The sequence below is a fragment of the uncultured Marinobacter sp. genome, assembly GCF_963974375.1.
Classification (GTDB): Bacteria; Pseudomonadota; Gammaproteobacteria; order Pseudomonadales; family Oleiphilaceae; genus Marinobacter.
The window spans coordinates 1-15,786 of the sequence record NZ_CAXBDN010000007.1 but is presented as its reverse complement, the minus strand read 5'-3'; the positions used below and the strand labels follow the sequence as shown (position 1 = coordinate 15,786).

Genomic DNA, 15,786 nt, shown 5'->3' with positions numbered 1-15,786 from the left:
GGACAGAAGATACGGCTATGCCAGCCAATGCTCAAATTAATTGACCTTACATGAACCATAGCTCTTTGCTATAAACGTCAGATTTGCCATCACCATTCATCAGCATCCATAAAAAAGGCCCGCGATGCGGGCCTTCTTATCAAGCATCTCAAGTTCTGCTGAACTTAGATCTTGCCTACCAGGTCCAGGGAAGGAGCCAGAGTTTTCTCGCCCTCTTTCCACTTCGCCGGGCATACTTCGCCGGGATTGTTACGAACGTACTGAGCAGCCTTCAGCTTGCGCAGCAGGTCTTCTGCATCACGGCCAATACCTTCAGCAGTGATCTCCATGGCCTGGATAACGCCATCCGGATCGATCACGAAAGTAGCACGGTCTGCCAGGCCCTGGCCTTCACGCATCACACCAAAGTTGTTGGTGATGGTGCCGGTCTGGTCGCCAACCATGTAGTAGTTGATCTTGCCGATGGTTTCGGAAGTATCGTGCCACGCTTTGTGGGTGAAGTGAGTGTCGGTGGACACGGAGAACACTTCAACGCCCATCTTCTGCAGCTCTTCGTACTTGTCCGCAACGTCGCCCAGCTCGGTGGGGCAAACGAAGGTGAAGTCAGCCGGGTAGAAGAAGAAAACGGCCCACTTGCCCTTGACGTCCGCTTCGGTGATCTCAACGAACTCGCCACCCTTGAAAGCGGTTGCGCTGAACGGTTTGATCTCAGAATTGATAATTCCCATGTCAGAAAATCTCCTGTTGGTTAATTTCCGGTGTAAAGGCCGGCTTGATGAATTTGCGTGGTGCAAGATAGGTCTTTTGCACGCTTGGTAAAAATTGATTATTTAAACCCGGGAAATAGGTTTTCCCTATACTTCTTTCACGAGGGGCGACAGGCGCGCTCAGTGTGGAGGCACAGCGTTGCAGTCGCGTTACCGCAGCTTGATAGATCGGGGTTATTATTTTTAATTCAAGCCCTTAGCCTGAAACAATGTATGCCGGACGTGTCAGTGCCACGTCCGCGCCCGAAAGCCTCATCGGGTTCGACTCTCAGGCGGGAATAATATCAGATCGCTGTAGATCCGCCATCAACCGGCAGTGCGATACCAGTGGTGAAACCGGCAGCTTCCGAGCAGAGGTACAACACCGCTGCGGCGATCTCCTCGGGCTGACCCAGACGGCCCACAGGATGCATGGCAACCGCCATTTCGGCCCGGCGGGGATCTGATTCTGCGGCCCGGCGGAACATGTCGGTTTCAATCACTGCCGGGCACACCGCATTGACCCGGATACCTTTCTTGGCGTATTCCACCGCTGCTGAACGGGTAAGGCCAATCACCGCATGCTTGCTGGCGCTGTAGATGCTCATTTTGGGCGCAGCCCCCAGGCCGGCTACGGAGGCGGTATTCACAATCGCCCCGCCACCGTGTTTCAGCATTTCGGGGATCTCATGCTTCATGCACAGCCAGACACCCTTGACGTTGATATCCATGATGCGGTCAAAGGTTTCCAGATCACCATCCGCCAGTCGCTCGTGCTCAATCTCGATGCCGGCGTTGTTAAAGGCCACATCCAGCCGGCCATAGGCGTCTACCGTGTGGCGGATCAGTGCGGCAACGGCTTCACTGTCGCTGACGTCGCAGGCCACAAACATGGCGTCGCCGCCAGCCGCTTTAATGGCGAGGACCGTGACTTCACCGCCCTTTTCATCGATATCCGAGACCACCACCCGGGCTCCGGCAGCGGCAAATGCCAGCGCTGTGGCGCGACCAATACCGGCGGCGCCACCGGTGACCAGCGCCACCTTTCCTGAGAATCCTGTTGTCATTATTCTGTCTCCTGAAACGACATAAGTAAGCTGGCTATGCTAGCGGGGTCGTCTCTGTGGAGGAAGTAATTTTGGCTTATGGTCAGGAATAAACAGAGCGAACTGGTCACCAACCTGGTGCCCGCGCACCCTGCTCATGATCAGGCCTGCTGCTTGCGGGCAGCCTTGATTACATCGTAGGCATGGCTGATTTCACCGGTACGCTCTTCGGCAATCTCCCGCATGCTTTCCGGCAGACCTTTGCCCGCCAGTTTGTCCGGATGGTTTTCGCTCATCAGTTTGCGGTACGCCTTTTTGATCTCGTCATCACTGGCGGTCGGTGACACTCCCAGTGCCTTGTAGGCATCATCAAGTTGCTGCGCGGAAGTGTACTGGGCACCGCCACCAGCCCGGCCGGCATGACCGCCCCGCAACATGGCCTCAAGCTGATCAACCTGCCCTTCCGGCAGCCCAAGCCCCCGGGCGATCCGGATCAGCATCTCATGCTCAGCCGGATGCACGGCACCATCCGCCAGCACGGCTGACATCTGGGCGTGCAGGAAGATCTGCAAAAATGCCGGCTGCCGGCCGCTGAGCGCCAGGAACCGGTTTAGCTCTGCTTCAAGATCAAAGTCCGCCGCCTTGCCACGGTTGAAGGCATTTCGTGCGGCGGCCTTTTGCTGCTCGTTCATCCGGAAGCGGACAAACATGGCCTCAGCGACCTGGATTTCATCACGGGTTACCACGCCGTCGGCCTTGCACAGGCACCCCATCACCGCAAACACAGACTCGATAAATCCTGACTGGATGTCCTGCAACTTGCCAAGTAACCGCTTACGCAGTTGCCGGAACAGGAAAGCCCCGACGGCAGCGCCAATCAACAGCCCCGGAAACCGCCCCAGGCCATAGCCAATGAGGCCACCAATGATCATTGCAAACAGCATTATGAGGTCCTTAAAAGAAGTTAGGTATTCAGGCTGTGGTCAGAGCGCTTACATCCGCTGCTCAAGCCCCATGTCCCAGAAGTCGATTTCCAGCCGGGTGGCCTCGCTGAAGATGCGACTCAGCTCTGTGAAACGAGCCGGAGTTACGTCAGACAGTCGGTTATTCAACCAGTGGATTTCTGCGGCCATGGCATTCTGAAACTCTTCGCTTTCGTACATGGCGATCCAGGCATCGTAGGGGTTTTCTGCGCCCCGGACAGTCTCTGATCTGGCATTCAGCCAGTTGGCGATTTCGCCATAGCCTACCATGCAGGGCGACAGCGCCACGTGAAGATCCAGCAGATCGCCGCGATTTCCCGTATCCAGCACGTAACGGGTATAGGCCAGGGTTGCCCGGGCCTCGGGCAGCGTCGCCAATTCCTGCTCGCTGATACCCCACTCACGGCAGTAATTGACGTGAAGACCAAGCTCCACATCCACAATGGCCTGCATGCCCTCCTTGGCCTGCTTCAGATCTGCCAGCGTCTGGCTTTTGTAGGCCGCGAGGGCAAAGGCACGGGCAAAGTGGATAAGAAACAGATAGTCCTGTTTCAGATAGTGACGAAAAGCCCCGGCCGCCAGACTGCCGTCGCCAAGCTGACCCACGAAATCGTGCTCAATGTAGGCCCGCCATTCGGCATTACAGCTTTGTTTCAGATCCTCGAACTCATATCCCATGGCTCACCCTGCCCCTCTGGTAGAAAGACAAGAAGGGTAACCGAGACCTGCAGCCGGCACCACCCGACAAATTGCCTGTTAACGGGTTGACTGAAAACGATAAGGCCCGGCAGACATCCGAAGTTAACCGCCACCAAAATTTGACGCAGGGATCCCATGAACTAATTTGAATGCTCACGAAGCAATAATAAAAGGAATCTGCTATGAACTTCAGATCAAGCCCCATTCTGGCGGGCATCATGACCAGTGCCCTGCTCAGCGCCAGTGCAGCCACCCTCGCCGATGATGACTGGCAGACCTCAAAGTGGGGCCCCGACGATACCATCGGCGCCGCCAACTACCTCTCCGCAGAAAATATTATCAGCGCCAGCAAGCTGATAACCGAGGGTAAGGCCTATTCACTGGGTGTTGAGCTGAACCGCGATTTTCCCGCCTATGGCACCCGTTTTTTCGACATTACCGTCATGGAGCCCCGGGCCGGCGGGCAGACCATTGGACCCACCAAGCTCACCAGCACAGACGACATCCTGCACACCTGGCTGGGTATTGGCAGCCAGATTGATGGCTTCGGCCACATCGGCATCGACCATAAGCATTACAACGGTCACGAAGCCAAAGATATTGTCGCGACGGACGGCCTCAAGAAACTGGGTACAGAGGGCATTCCCCCCATCGTCGCCCGGGGCCTTTTGCTGGACATGACCGCACATTTTGGCCAGGACATGCTTGAAGAAGGCCAGGCTTTCAACCGCGAAGAGATCATGGCAGCGGCCGAGGCCCACGGTGTTGAAATCCGGGAGGGTGACGTGGTGCTGTTCCATACCGGCTGGCTGGGCCTGGTGGGCAATGACAATCAGCGATTCGGCAAGGCCGAGCCCGGGCTTGGCGTTGATGGCGCCGAATACCTGGCCAACCTTGGCGTCGTTGCCGTGGGCGCTGACAACTGGGGTCTTGAAGTGATCCCCTTTGAGGAAGGCACCGGGGTATTCGAGGTTCACCAGACGCTGCTGACCAAACACGGCGTCTATATTCTGGAAAACATGAACACCGCCGAGCTTGCCAGCGATGGCGTGCACGAGTTCATGTTCGTTCTGGGTCAGCCCAAAATAGCAGGTGCCGTGCAGATGATGATCAACCCGATCGCCATTCGCTGATAGCCTGACCAGCAACCCGGGCCGCAAGACCCGGGTTGCCGGTCATCCCATGGCCGATAGATAATCCGCTCTCTTTGTCCTCAATCAGCAATCAAACTTTGCTTCGTTCCGACACCTTCCTGCTATACCATTAACACCCTCACCTATTGCCACATCAGCCCGGGTCACCATGTCCTCGAATGCCTTATACACCGACCTGTCGGGCTACTACGATCTGATGTGTGCGGATATCGATTATCCCGCCCAAAGCCATGGGGTGCACAGGCTGCATCAGCTGTTCGGAAACGGTGGCAAAAGACACCTCGATCTTGCCTGTGGTACCGGGCCGCACCTCCGGCATTTTATCGATCGTGGTTACAGCAGCAGAGGCCTCGACATCCATCAGCCCATGCTCGACAGGGCCCGGCTACGCTGCCCGGAAGCCCGTTTCATGTTGCAGGATATGTGCGACTTCCAGGTTGAAGAACCTCTCGACCTGGTGACCTGTTTTCTCTACTCCATTCATTACAGTGATGGCCTGGAAAAACTTGAGCAGTGCATTCGCAGTGCCCACGCCGCGCTGAGTGCCGGCGGGATGTTCTGCTTTAACGCGGTCGCCAAAGACAGGATCAACAACGCGTTGTATGTGACCCATACCGCCGAGCATGACAACAGTCGGTTTGTGTTCAGCTCAGGCTGGAACTACAGCGGCACCGGAAGCCGGCAATCCCTGCGACTCAGTATCACCCGGACCGAGGGCGAGGTGACCCGGGCATGGCAGGACGAACACCCGATGGTGGCGGTGGCGTTTGAAGATCTGAGGACCTTACTGCAGCGTTACTTTGAGGTGCATCTGTTCGAGCACGACTATGACAGAATTGTCCCTCTGAACAGCGCTTCCGGAAACGCCCTCGTGGTGTGTGTTAAAACCTGAACGGTGGCATCACAGGTCACGCCCACAACCCCGATAGTCCTCGCCATTCAGACTGACGCTGACGGAGTGTTCAAACGGCTCCCCACTCATGATATCGGTGCAGGGATCCGGCGTAATCGTCACCGTCAGGGTCTCCACCCCGTTACTGGTCTGGTAGACAAGACGATCATCGTCCGACCTGGTTGGCGCTGCAGCGGGAAACTCCAGTCGATTTGCACCGTAGTTGTAGACAAACAGGATCTGGTCGTCGTTCATTATTTCCAGATACCAGCCAGGCTCCTGTCCGATGGCACGAAAGTCCACACCGCGCTGCCTGGCGTTATCCCAGGGGGCTGAACTGACTTCCGGATGTGGCTGCCCAGTGCTGACGTTCTGCGGGCCGGCGCAACCCGTCAGCAAGATCGTGGAGGCTAATAATGCGATCAGTGGTCTCATAAGCCGGATACCAGGGTTCTGTTGTGATTCTGCCAGTCAGTCCGGCCCACCACAGGACCGGAACCGGGTTCGGGCTTTTTCCTAGCCCACCATAACCTCCATAAAATAGCTGTAGAGACCGATGCCCACCAGTACGTTGAAGGGAAAGGTCACACCCAGGGAGGCCAGCATCGCCAGACCAATATCAGCGTCAGGGATTGCATGCCTCACCGCAACCGGCGCGGCAATATAGGACGCACTGGCGGTCAGGGTACCCAGGATCACAATGGTGCCCGGCTCGAGTCCCAGCCAGATGCCGGTTGCCAGGCCGGGAAGAGACAACAGGGGTGGCATACAGAGGGCAAAAGCGATGATCCGCCAGTAACGCAGGCGGAGTTTACGCAGGGTTTCTGCCGCCACCAGCCCCATCTCCAGCAGAAACAGCGAAAGAACCACGAAGAAAGCACTCGTGAGGGGCGCGGTGACACCATCACCCTGATCGGGGCCGTACAGGGCACCAATGATCACCCCGCCTACCAGCAGCACAACACTGCGGTTGGTCAGGGTTTCCTGCCACAAAGGCGCTGCAGCATTACTGTCGGTGGTCTGACCCTTGCTGAAGCGGCGGTATAACCAAAGGCCGGCGAGAATGGCCGGCAGTTCAAGCAGTACCAGATACAGGGTGACCTGGCCCCCGGTGGCCAGCCCGCGGGATTCCACCCAGGCCAGCGCCACCGCAAAGGTACCGGCGCTGACCGATCCATAATGGGCACAGAAACTGGCCGCATCCGCAACATTCAGACGCACCAGATACCGCAGCATCGGGAACAACACCATCGGTATTGCAAAGCCCAGTGCGCTGATTGCCAGCACTTCCGTTACCAGGCCCCAGTGCAGATTGCCATGCAGCGCCATACCGCCCTTCAGACCGATGGTCAGCATCAGCAGCAGGCTCAGGATGTCATAGGCCGCTTTGGGAATGGACAGATCCGACCTCAGCGCACCCGCCACCAGGCCCAACAGAAAGAACATCACGATGATGTCTGGCATTCACTAAAACCCTGTAAAGATAATGGGCCCCGAAGGGCCCATAAGTGAACGTGTCACGCCGAACCGGCGTGGTGAGTCGTTGTGCGAAACAAGGGAGGCCGCAGTCCCTGGTGAGCCTCCATCGGAGCGAAAGCCGGTTGTGGGTCTTTCACCTCAAAGACGTGATAGGCCTCCGGGCCGAACACATCCAGCGCCGTGTCCAGATACTGGTAGCTGACCGGTACCGGATCACCGGAATGCACCACCACGAACTGACGATCGGTCACTGGTATGGCAACATTCAGGTGCTGCTCCACCCAAAGGTAGACACCTTTCTGAGACACCAGGTACTCGCAGCGGACGACCCGATAGCCATCCCGCAGCCTGAGTGCCGTGGGTTCCTTGCCCATTTCCAGACGAAATTTGTGAATCGTTTTCATGACCCGTTCTCCTTGGTTAGAACACGCTGTCATCATCCACAGATTAAAGATCGAAAAGAACAAAGTTTTAACAGATTTATGATTCGGTTTTTTCGAACTCATCTTCCAGTTCCGGACGTTCCCGCAGCAGTTCCAGAACCGCCTCATTGTGGCTTCCGCGAGCACGGGTCACGGCATACAGAGTGTCCCTCACTTCACTGATACGGGCCACATGAACCACCTGATACTGGCGACAGACTTCATCGCGGATGGCGGTGGGGGCAGCAAAATAGCCCACGCCCTCACGACCAAACACCTTGATAAGGGCGCTGTCATCCACCTCGGCCACTACCTTGACCCGGACATTCTGATTGGAGAACCAGTTCATCAGCGAACTGATATATGGTGCATCAAGGGACGTGGCGAGAAAAGGCTGACGGTCGAGGCTGGCCGGAAAATTACCGGAAATCCGGTCTGCCAACGCCTGGGTCGCAAACAGTGAAACCGACGAACTGGCCAGCAGATGAGAGCGAAAATGACTGGCCTCTGCTGGCGCCGGCTGCCGGTCCGTCAGCACAACGTCCAGCTCACGCTGAGTGAGGCGCTTGAGAAGTTCCGCGGTATCGCCGGTGCGACAACTCAGCCGGACCTCACGGGACAGGGCCAGGGCCGGCTCGGTCAGATGGTAGGCGATCAGCTTGTGAATGGACGCGGCAATGCCCACGGACAGACGGAGGGGGCGATGCTCCGGCGGCTGGCGGAGTATCTCGGTAAGCGCCCTGGCCGTCTCGAACATTTCGTCAGCGTAGCTGAACACCGTGTGGCCAAGATCGGTCAGTTGCAGTGACCGGTTGGCGCGCCGGAACAGAGCGCCGCCCAGATCTGCCTCAAAGGTCGCCAGCTGGCCGCTGAGAGTTTGCGGTGTCAGCGCGAGTGCCTCCGCCGCATTAACAATGGAGCCTTCACGGGCAATCATCCAGAAATGATACAGGTGCCGCAGGTTCAGATTGTCCACGTCATACTCCCTGAATCACCCCTCATCGTTCATCACGCCCACCGATTGACCTGTGGTCAGTGTGCTGGGCGACACCGCCTTTGCGTCTGAACCGACCCTATCTCACGGCACTGGCAGCGCGGGCAGCATGCAGTTTCTTGTAGCTCTCGATCAGCCGCAGGTGCTTGTCGAGGCCTTCCAGTTGCATGTTGGTGGGTGTCAGGCCGTGGAAGCGAACCTCACCGGTGACCGAGCCAACCACGGCGGCCATGGTGGCCTCACCAAACATGCGGGTGAAGTTGGGCAGATAATCCGCCAGCTCCAGCTCGTCATCAAGGGTGATTTCCAGTACCGCATTCACCGCCTGGTAGAACAGACCCCGCTCGACCGTGTTGTCGTTGAACTGCAGGAAGGTTTCCACCAGCTCCAGCGCTTCTTCGTGCTGTTGCAGCGCCAGGTAGATCAGCAGCTTCAGCTCCAGAATGGTGAGCTGACCCCAGACCGTGTTTTCATCAAACTCGATCCCGATCAGGGTGATGATATCGGTGTAGTTATCAATCTGGCTTTCTTCCAGATGCTCCACCAGGTCGGTCAGTTCCTCATCACTGAGGGTATGCAGATTGAGGATAGCTTCGCGGTAATCCAGGGCCTTGTTGGTGTTGTCCCAGATCAGGTCCTCCACCGGGTAGACTTCGGAATAGCCGGGTACCAGCATTCGGCAGACCGGTGCACCCAGGTCTTCAAACACTGCGACGTACACTTCTTTGCCCATATCCCGGAGGATACCGAACAGGCAGGCCGCCTCTTCCTCGTTGGTGCCGGAGAAATCCCACTCACAGAATTCGTAATCCTGCTTCGCGCTGAAAAAGCGCCAGGACACCACCCCGGTGGAATCAATAAAGTGTTCCACATAATTATTGGGTTCGGACACCGCCAGACTGTTGAAGGTGGGCGGAGGCACATCGTTCAGGCCTTCAAAGCTGCGGCCCTGGAGGAGTTCCGTGAGACTGCGCTCCAGCGCCACTTCCAGGCAGGGGTGCGCACCGAAAGACGCAAACACGCCGCCGGTTCTCGGGTTCATCAGGGTGACGCAGGCCACCGGGAACTGGCCACCCAGGGAGGCATCCTTGACCAGTACCGGAAAGCCCTGGGCCTCCAGCGCCTCGATCCCCTCGACGATGCCCGGGTATTTCGCCAGCACTTCCCAGGGTACGTCCGGCAGCGCGATTTCTTCTTCGATGATCTGCTTTTTGACCGCCCGCTCGAAGATTTCCGACAGGCACTGAACCTGGGCTTCCTCCAGCGTGTTACCGGCGCTCATGCCGTTGCTGAGGAAAAGATTTTCAATCAGGTTGGACGGAAAATACACCACTTCGCCGTCGGACTGGCGCACGTAGGGCAGCGCCACAATACCCCGTTCGACATTCCCGGAATTGGTATCAATCAGGTTGCTGCCACACAGCTCCCCTTCCGGGTTGTAAATGGCCAGGCAGTGGTCATCCAGAATGCCGTCAGGCAGTTCGTCATCCGGCCCGGGCTTGAACCATTCCTCGTTCGGGTAATGGACGAACTCGCGGTTGGCGATGTCCTCACCAAAAAACTGGTCGTTGTAGAAAAAGTTGCAGTTCAGGCGCTCGATGAACTCCCCCAGCGCCGAGCACAGGGCGCTTTCCTTGGTTGAACCCTTGCCGTTGGTGAAACACATGGGCGAGGCGGCATCGCGGATGTGCAGCGACCATACGTGGGGCACAATATTTCGCCAGGAGGCGATTTCGATCTTCATGCCGAGGTCCGCCAGAATGGCGGTCATATTGGCGATGGTCTGCTCCAGGGGCAGGTCCTTGCCCACGATGTAGGTACTGGCTTCACCTTCCGGTTTCGCCATCAGCAGGGCCTGAGCATCCTGATCCAGGTTCCTGACCGTTTCAATCTGGAAATCCGGACCGGTTTGCACCACTTTCTTGACCGTACAGCGGTCGATGGCCCGCAAAATACCGGTGCGGTCTTTCTCGGAAAGATCCTCAGGCAGCTCCACCTGGATTTTGAAAATCTGGTTGTAGCGGTTTTCCGGATCAACCACGTTATTCTGGGACAGCCGGATATTTTCCGTCGGTATGTTGCGGGCCAGGCAGTAAACCCGGACAAAATAGGCCGCACACAGCGCTGACGACGCCAGAAAGTAGTCGAAGGGACTGGGCGCAGAGCCGTCACCCTTGTAGCGTATAGGCTGATCGGTGACGACGGTAAAGTCGTCAAATTTCGCTTCAAGCCTCAGATTTTCAAGAAAATTAACTTTGATTTCCATTAACAGGGTACCGGGTTTTGAAATTCAGCTAACTTGGCTTTCTAACGGGCCATTATCCAGTTTTTGACACCCTTCGTCTTGGCTCCCGCCAATATAGGAAAAACAAAGTCTGTGGCGGCGGTATTCCTGGGCTATTCTCAGGTAAAGCGCCGGACTCAAATACTCGGGCGGCCGTCATGTGTTACCGTGTTACCTCCCTTGTACATGATCTGTTGCGCGTTACCGTGCGTAGCCGCAAGCAATAAATTTATTTCTGGAGTACACAAGATGACAACCAACGCAGAACTGCAGGCCCTCAAAGAACGCTACGTGGCAGCCGGCGCGGCAAGCCCCAACCAGCGCTTTGCCGACCACGCCCGCAATGCTGAAGTGTGGGATGCCGACGGCAATCGCATGATCGACTTTGCCGGCGGTATCGGTGTACTCAACATCGGTCACCGTCATCCGAAAGTGGTTGAAGCCGTCAAGGCCCAGCTCGACAAGCTGATGCACACCTGCCAGACCGTGATGCCCTACCCGGGTTATGTTCACCTGGCCGAAAAGCTCAGCCAGATTTCACCGGTTCGGGGCCATGCCAAGGTCATGCTCGCCAACAGCGGTGCCGAGGCCCTGGAAAACGCGGTGAAAATCGCTCGGGCAGCCACCGGTCGCAGCAATGTGATCTGTTTTGATGGCGGCTACCACGGCCGCACCATGTACACTATGGCCATGAACGGCAAGGCAGCGCCCTATCAGGTGGATTTCGGCCCCATGCCGGGAACCGTGTTCCGTGCGCCCTACCCGGTGCCCTACCACGGTGTCAGCGACGCCGATGCCCTGCGCGGTCTGAAAATGACCATGAAAGCGGACTCTCCGGGCACCCATACCGCCGCCATCATCATCGAACCGGTACTTGGCGAAGGTGGCTTCTACCCCGCCTCAGCCGACTTCCTGAAGGCCATTCGGGAAATTTGCGATGAACATGGCATCCTGATGATTGTGGACGAAGTGCAAAGTGGCTTCGGTCGTACCGGCAAGATGTTCGCCATCGAGCACAGCGGCGTAGAGCCGGACCTGATCACCATGGCGAAAAGCATGGCCGATGGCATGCCCATCTCCGCCATCGTCGGTACCGACAAGCACATGGACGCCTCCGGCCCCAACTCCCTGGGTGGCACCTACACTGGCAGCCCCACCGCCTGCGCCGCAGCCCTCGCCGTGCTGGAAGTCTTCAAAGAAGAAGACATCCTGGGCCAGAGCCAGCGCCTGGGCAGCACCCTGAAATCCAGGTTCGAAGAGTGGCAGGAAAAATACGAGCACGTGGATAACGTTCGCGCGCTGGGCTCCATGGCCGCCATCGAGCTGGTCAGCGACAAGCAAGGCCGCGAGCCACGCCCCGACATGGCAGCAGCAGTGTGCGCCTATGCTGCAGAGCACGGCCTGATTCTGCTAAGCTGTGGTCTCCATGGCAACACCGTGCGCTTCCTGATGCCGGTAACCATTGAAGACAACATCCTGCAGGAAGGCCTGCAGATCGTCGAAGATGCGTTGAAATCCCTGTCCTGATCCATGGCCAGCGGATCTGATGGCAAGCGCGGCGTCGAGGGTGACGCCGCGTTGGTTATTGGTGCCGGAGGTGCCATTGCCCAGGCGGTGATACAGGCTCTACTGGATGAGCCTGAACCGAAGGACGTACTCACCGTCAGCCGTCACCCGGACCACCCCCAGGCCACCACCCACATTTGCTGCGATAACTCCCCCGCCGATATCGAACGCATCATCAGCGAACTGCAGCCCTGGAAAGGACGCATCGGACGGGTATTTGTCTGTCAGGGCATCCTGCATTCAGACACTGTGCAGCCAGAGAAGAAACTTGAAGATATCGGCGAGCAGATGATGCTCGAGGTACTGAACATCAACACGGTGATTCCTATGCTGTGGGTCAGCCGCCTGCTGCCGCTGATCAAGGCCCCACACGATTGCACCGTCACCGTATTCAGCGCAAGGGTCGGCAGCATCACCGACAACCACAAAGGCGGCTGGTACAGTTACCGCGCCTCAAAAGCCGCTCTCAACATGCTGCTGAGAACTGCCGCCATCGAATATGGCCGCAGAGCCCGCAACGTAAAGTTGGTGGCGTTTCACCCCGGCACCGTCGACACCCCGCTGTCCCAACCCTTTCAACGCAACGTGCCCGAGAACAAGCTGTTCACCCCGCAATACGTAGCCCAACGCCTGCTGGAACACCTGGCCACCCTACCCCCGGATGGCACTCTGTCCTATATCGACTGGGATGGGAAAGTGATTGATTGGTGAGGGTTCGGCCTGATGGAGATTCCTTTCTACTCATAATCAGAACCCCGTAACACCGCAGACTTGAATTACCTGTAGCATCGTGCTCAAATTCTGCCGCTGAGCCTCAGGAACGAGGCCCTTTTAATCGTTAGTCATCGCGTACCCGACACGCGCAGGAGACAGGGATGTTCGGAAACGACCCGATTCTGGTCCACGATATACTTGGTCAGGTATACGCCTTCACCCGCTGGCGCCGCCCGATCAGTGACGAACTCAGCGAACGGGATGTCTTCGGCGAAGATCGCACTTACGCCAAACAGACGCTTCGCAGCATTGCCACCTACCAGCAGCACGACCCCTTTAACTACCGTCTCTACGACGTCTGGCAGATGGTCTTCAAAAAGCCATGGACCCGCCCTGCAACCCTCAATGATCTGATCAACGACCTCGCCGAAGCGGCCCACAACGGCCGACTGTTTGCCTATCTGGAAAGTTCGTGGCTGGATCGGGCTCCGGCAACCAGTTCTGGCTTGGGTGGTGGCGCCGCGGATGGTGGCGGGGGTAGTGATGAGGTGGCGGATGAGCCGCGTACTCAGGCTCGTTCATCAAATTCGAATGGACCTGGCCAGGCGTTTCTGGCCCTCATACCGCCGCCACCCGTTGCCCCGGCTCCGGTGGCAACCGTACCGGCTCAGCTTACCTTCATGCAGAGAGCGGCTGCCGGACTAACAACCTTCACGAAAGTCCTTCGTACCGCCTCACCATGGTCCTTGCTGGCCTATTCCGGTGGATTGGGCGGAAGCCTTGATGAAGTTGTTGCGGATGATGGTACCGTTTACCGGAAGTACAGTAGTGAGCTTATCTACAACGCGGTAGGTCCGGATGGAAGCCAATGGCAGACCGCAAGCCCACAGGAAGATATGGAATATCGGACCTGGCTGGCAAATGGTGGAGATGGGTCTTTTCAGACTTGGTTATCCAGCGGTAAGCCCACTGAACAAGGCACGTTACTCTCCTATCAAAACAAACCGACACTAGATGATGCTATAAATGGTTTACGGAATTCTAATGGCCCAGAAGCTGAGAGGTTCGCCAGAGATATTGCTGAAATGTCGACTCACGTGAGTCAGAATGCAGATCGAGTTGTTTTAGGGCGATGGGAAGAGAATGGAGGGTACATCGGAGAAGCTAAAGCTAACGGAGGAGTTTGGTATGAAACAGACCCAAGTTTCTTTCCAAAGCTCACAGACGGATTAAGCGAAGCTGAAGGAAGGCAGAAAGCCTGGTTAGTAAACGAGCAATTCCTCCACAGGCAATTAGAGAGCGGAGTAGGACGTATTGAGCTCCATGGCGAAAATATTACTGAAGTTTTGATTAATCGTCCAAATAGTTTTACGGCGATGGAAATTAAGTATCTTGAGAAAAACTCGAATAACTTTGGCTATATGAGAGATGGAAATTTCTGGATTAAGGTTGATTAATTACTATGAAAAATTTCAAAGATAAAGTAGACGGTGTTATTTCATTTTTCTTATTCTCGAATGGATTTCTCTTTGAAAAGCATCTGGAGCTGTCTGCAGGCGACAAGTCCTTGGTATTCTATAGATCTGAGCAAGCCAGACTTTGCATTTACCGCTCAAAAAGAGAAGGTGAGGTAAATTGCAAATTAGCTCCCTTAACAGCCTCTGACAATATTGATAGTAATGACTGGGTCTACCTGAATTCTATTTTACAAGAGGGGAGAGAAGCGTCATTAGAAGAACTACTGAATAATGTTCCTGACTCACCGAAGAGTGATGAGGTCCAGCTGACTGAAATTCTTCATAAACTGGAGAGTAGCTCAAAGGTTTTTGCTACATTCTAAGGAATTTTCAGTCGTGGCCATTTCGGCATTTACCAGGATTAAAATTATTATTCTTTAAATTCTTTTTCCAATTTATACGTTGTACTGGCTTCCCCTCGAACGATTTTGGGTAACGATAGCTCGTTATTATCCACAGCGATGGTAGCCGCCTCTGCCGGTAAACACTCCCGTACATAAAGCTTCTGACCTTCAATATACCGCCGGTTCCGGGGATCGCCAGGATCTGTCGATCCGCCGCCAACAGAGAAAGGCCGAACAGTACGAGTACTATTGAAAGCAAGATCATGAGCCTGTCCCTGGTTCATAGATTTGATGGTTAACCCTACAGGCTAAGATCCCGGGGAAACCGGCGTCAAGTTTTAAATCCTGTCAGCCGATCGCCCAGTGTGAAAATTACGTTGACAAATTGAGTCTCGCCTCAGCGGTTAGCTGTATTTTCTACTTTATTGTTATGATCATCTATAGCATTCAACGCACTGATCAGTTCATCAAATGCGCCTTTCTCTGGAAACATCATACTAACGAACTGGACTTTCCCTTTTGCATGCTGGACGGTAATAATTCGTGTCGACTGAATGTTCTGTACGTTGACATTTTTCACGTCAGAAACCGGGATCTCTACAACATTCTTCGACAGATTTGAGGCAGGAGCACGTATACGTCCGGCACCAATCTCTACAAATCGGTCGCCCAGGGTTGCTGTCCAGTATAGTGCACCGGCGGCGGCTGCAGAAAACAGGATTCCGGTCCAACCCAAAACAGTTAATAAAACTCCGGCATCAAGATTAAGCTGCTCCATTAATCTTATTAAAGTACGATTATCGACGGGCTGCTGGGCAGCCATAAGCACATAGATATTGATCACCAGGAATATGGCAATCAATATCATAAATAGGCCCAGCCTTGGCTTATACCTGAATCAGTGACTTTGCAGGCCAGTATACTCCGCAAAGCGCCATCGGCGCTA

16 protein-coding genes are annotated in these 15,786 nt (G+C 55.7%); 6 read left to right on the top strand and 10 right to left on the bottom strand.

Going from position 1 to position 15,786, the window contains the following annotated elements; genetic code table 11:
• Positions 1–164: 164 nt before the first annotated feature.
• The 4 genes from ahpC to tenA all read right to left on the bottom strand — a co-directional run bounded on the left by ahpC (position 165) and on the right by tenA (position 3,453).
• Positions 165–728 (bottom strand): alkyl hydroperoxide reductase subunit C, encoded by a 564-nt coding sequence (gene ahpC / locus AAC035_RS01085; protein WP_339799170.1) that lies wholly within the window; start codon positions 726–728, stop codon positions 165–167.
• 323 nt (positions 729–1,051) lie between these two features.
• Positions 1,052–1,813, bottom strand: coding sequence for an SDR family oxidoreductase (locus AAC035_RS01080; protein ID WP_339799168.1), 762 nt, complete (start codon positions 1,811–1,813; stop codon positions 1,052–1,054).
• Between the two features lie 140 nt (positions 1,814–1,953).
• On the bottom strand, positions 1,954–2,736 hold the full coding sequence (gene djlA, locus AAC035_RS01075) for a co-chaperone DjlA (RefSeq protein ID WP_339799165.1): 783 nt from the start codon (positions 2,734–2,736) through the stop codon (positions 1,954–1,956).
• Between the two features lie 48 nt (positions 2,737–2,784).
• A complete protein-coding gene (tenA, locus tag AAC035_RS01070) occupies positions 2,785–3,453 on the bottom strand; it encodes a thiaminase II (protein ID WP_339799162.1) in 669 nt (222 codons plus the stop codon).
• 203 nt (positions 3,454–3,656) lie between these two features.
• Between tenA and AAC035_RS01065 the strand changes: the two genes are divergently transcribed.
• Complete coding sequence (locus AAC035_RS01065; protein ID WP_339799159.1) at positions 3,657–4,607, top strand: cyclase family protein; 951 nt, start codon at positions 3,657–3,659, stop codon at positions 4,605–4,607.
• 169 nt (positions 4,608–4,776) lie between these two features.
• Positions 4,777–5,520: a class I SAM-dependent methyltransferase gene (locus tag AAC035_RS01060; protein ID WP_339799156.1), complete on the top strand. Its 744-nt coding sequence runs from the start codon at positions 4,777–4,779 to the stop codon at positions 5,518–5,520.
• A gap of 9 nt (positions 5,521–5,529) precedes the next feature.
• On the opposite strand, the gene AAC035_RS01055 is transcribed toward AAC035_RS01060, so the two are convergent.
• The 5 genes from AAC035_RS01055 to AAC035_RS01035 all read right to left on the bottom strand — a co-directional run bounded on the left by AAC035_RS01055 (position 5,530) and on the right by AAC035_RS01035 (position 10,681).
• Entirely contained in the window at positions 5,530–5,955 is a 426-nt protein-coding gene (locus tag AAC035_RS01055; RefSeq protein ID WP_339799153.1) for a hypothetical protein, read from the bottom strand.
• Between the two features lie 81 nt (positions 5,956–6,036).
• Complete coding sequence (locus tag AAC035_RS01050) at positions 6,037–6,984, bottom strand: sodium-dependent bicarbonate transport family permease (protein WP_339799150.1); 948 nt, start codon at positions 6,982–6,984, stop codon at positions 6,037–6,039.
• 53 nt (positions 6,985–7,037) lie between these two features.
• Positions 7,038–7,403 carry a hypothetical protein gene (locus AAC035_RS01045; protein ID WP_339799147.1) on the bottom strand — a complete coding sequence of 122 codons (366 nt, stop codon included), beginning with the start codon at positions 7,401–7,403 and terminating at the stop codon, positions 7,038–7,040.
• A 76-nt stretch (positions 7,404–7,479) separates the two neighbouring features.
• Entirely contained in the window at positions 7,480–8,397 is a 918-nt protein-coding gene (locus AAC035_RS01040) for a LysR family transcriptional regulator (RefSeq protein ID WP_339799144.1), read from the bottom strand.
• A 97-nt stretch (positions 8,398–8,494) separates the two neighbouring features.
• Positions 8,495–10,681: an OsmC domain/YcaO domain-containing protein gene (locus AAC035_RS01035; RefSeq protein WP_339799142.1), complete on the bottom strand. Its 2,187-nt coding sequence runs from the start codon at positions 10,679–10,681 to the stop codon at positions 8,495–8,497.
• Positions 10,682–10,948: 267 nt separating this feature from the next.
• Here AAC035_RS01035 and gabT point away from each other — a divergent pair, with 267 nt between their 5' ends.
• From gabT to AAC035_RS01015, 4 genes are all read left to right on the top strand, one after another.
• Positions 10,949–12,226: a 4-aminobutyrate--2-oxoglutarate transaminase gene (gabT, locus tag AAC035_RS01030; protein WP_339799139.1), complete on the top strand. Its 1,278-nt coding sequence runs from the start codon at positions 10,949–10,951 to the stop codon at positions 12,224–12,226.
• Between the two features lie 3 nt (positions 12,227–12,229).
• Positions 12,230–12,976, top strand: coding sequence for an SDR family NAD(P)-dependent oxidoreductase (locus AAC035_RS01025; protein WP_339799136.1), 747 nt, complete (start codon positions 12,230–12,232; stop codon positions 12,974–12,976).
• Between the two features lie 164 nt (positions 12,977–13,140).
• A complete protein-coding gene (locus tag AAC035_RS01020) occupies positions 13,141–14,436 on the top strand; it encodes a hypothetical protein (protein ID WP_339799134.1) in 1,296 nt (431 codons plus the stop codon).
• A 5-nt stretch (positions 14,437–14,441) separates the two neighbouring features.
• Positions 14,442–14,819: a hypothetical protein gene (locus tag AAC035_RS01015; RefSeq protein ID WP_339799131.1), complete on the top strand. Its 378-nt coding sequence runs from the start codon at positions 14,442–14,444 to the stop codon at positions 14,817–14,819.
• A gap of 418 nt (positions 14,820–15,237) precedes the next feature.
• Here the strand turns inward: AAC035_RS01015 and AAC035_RS01010 are convergent, their stop codons facing one another.
• Entirely contained in the window at positions 15,238–15,708 is a 471-nt protein-coding gene (locus AAC035_RS01010; protein WP_339799129.1) for a hypothetical protein, read from the bottom strand.
• Between the last annotated feature and the right edge of the window lie 78 nt (positions 15,709–15,786).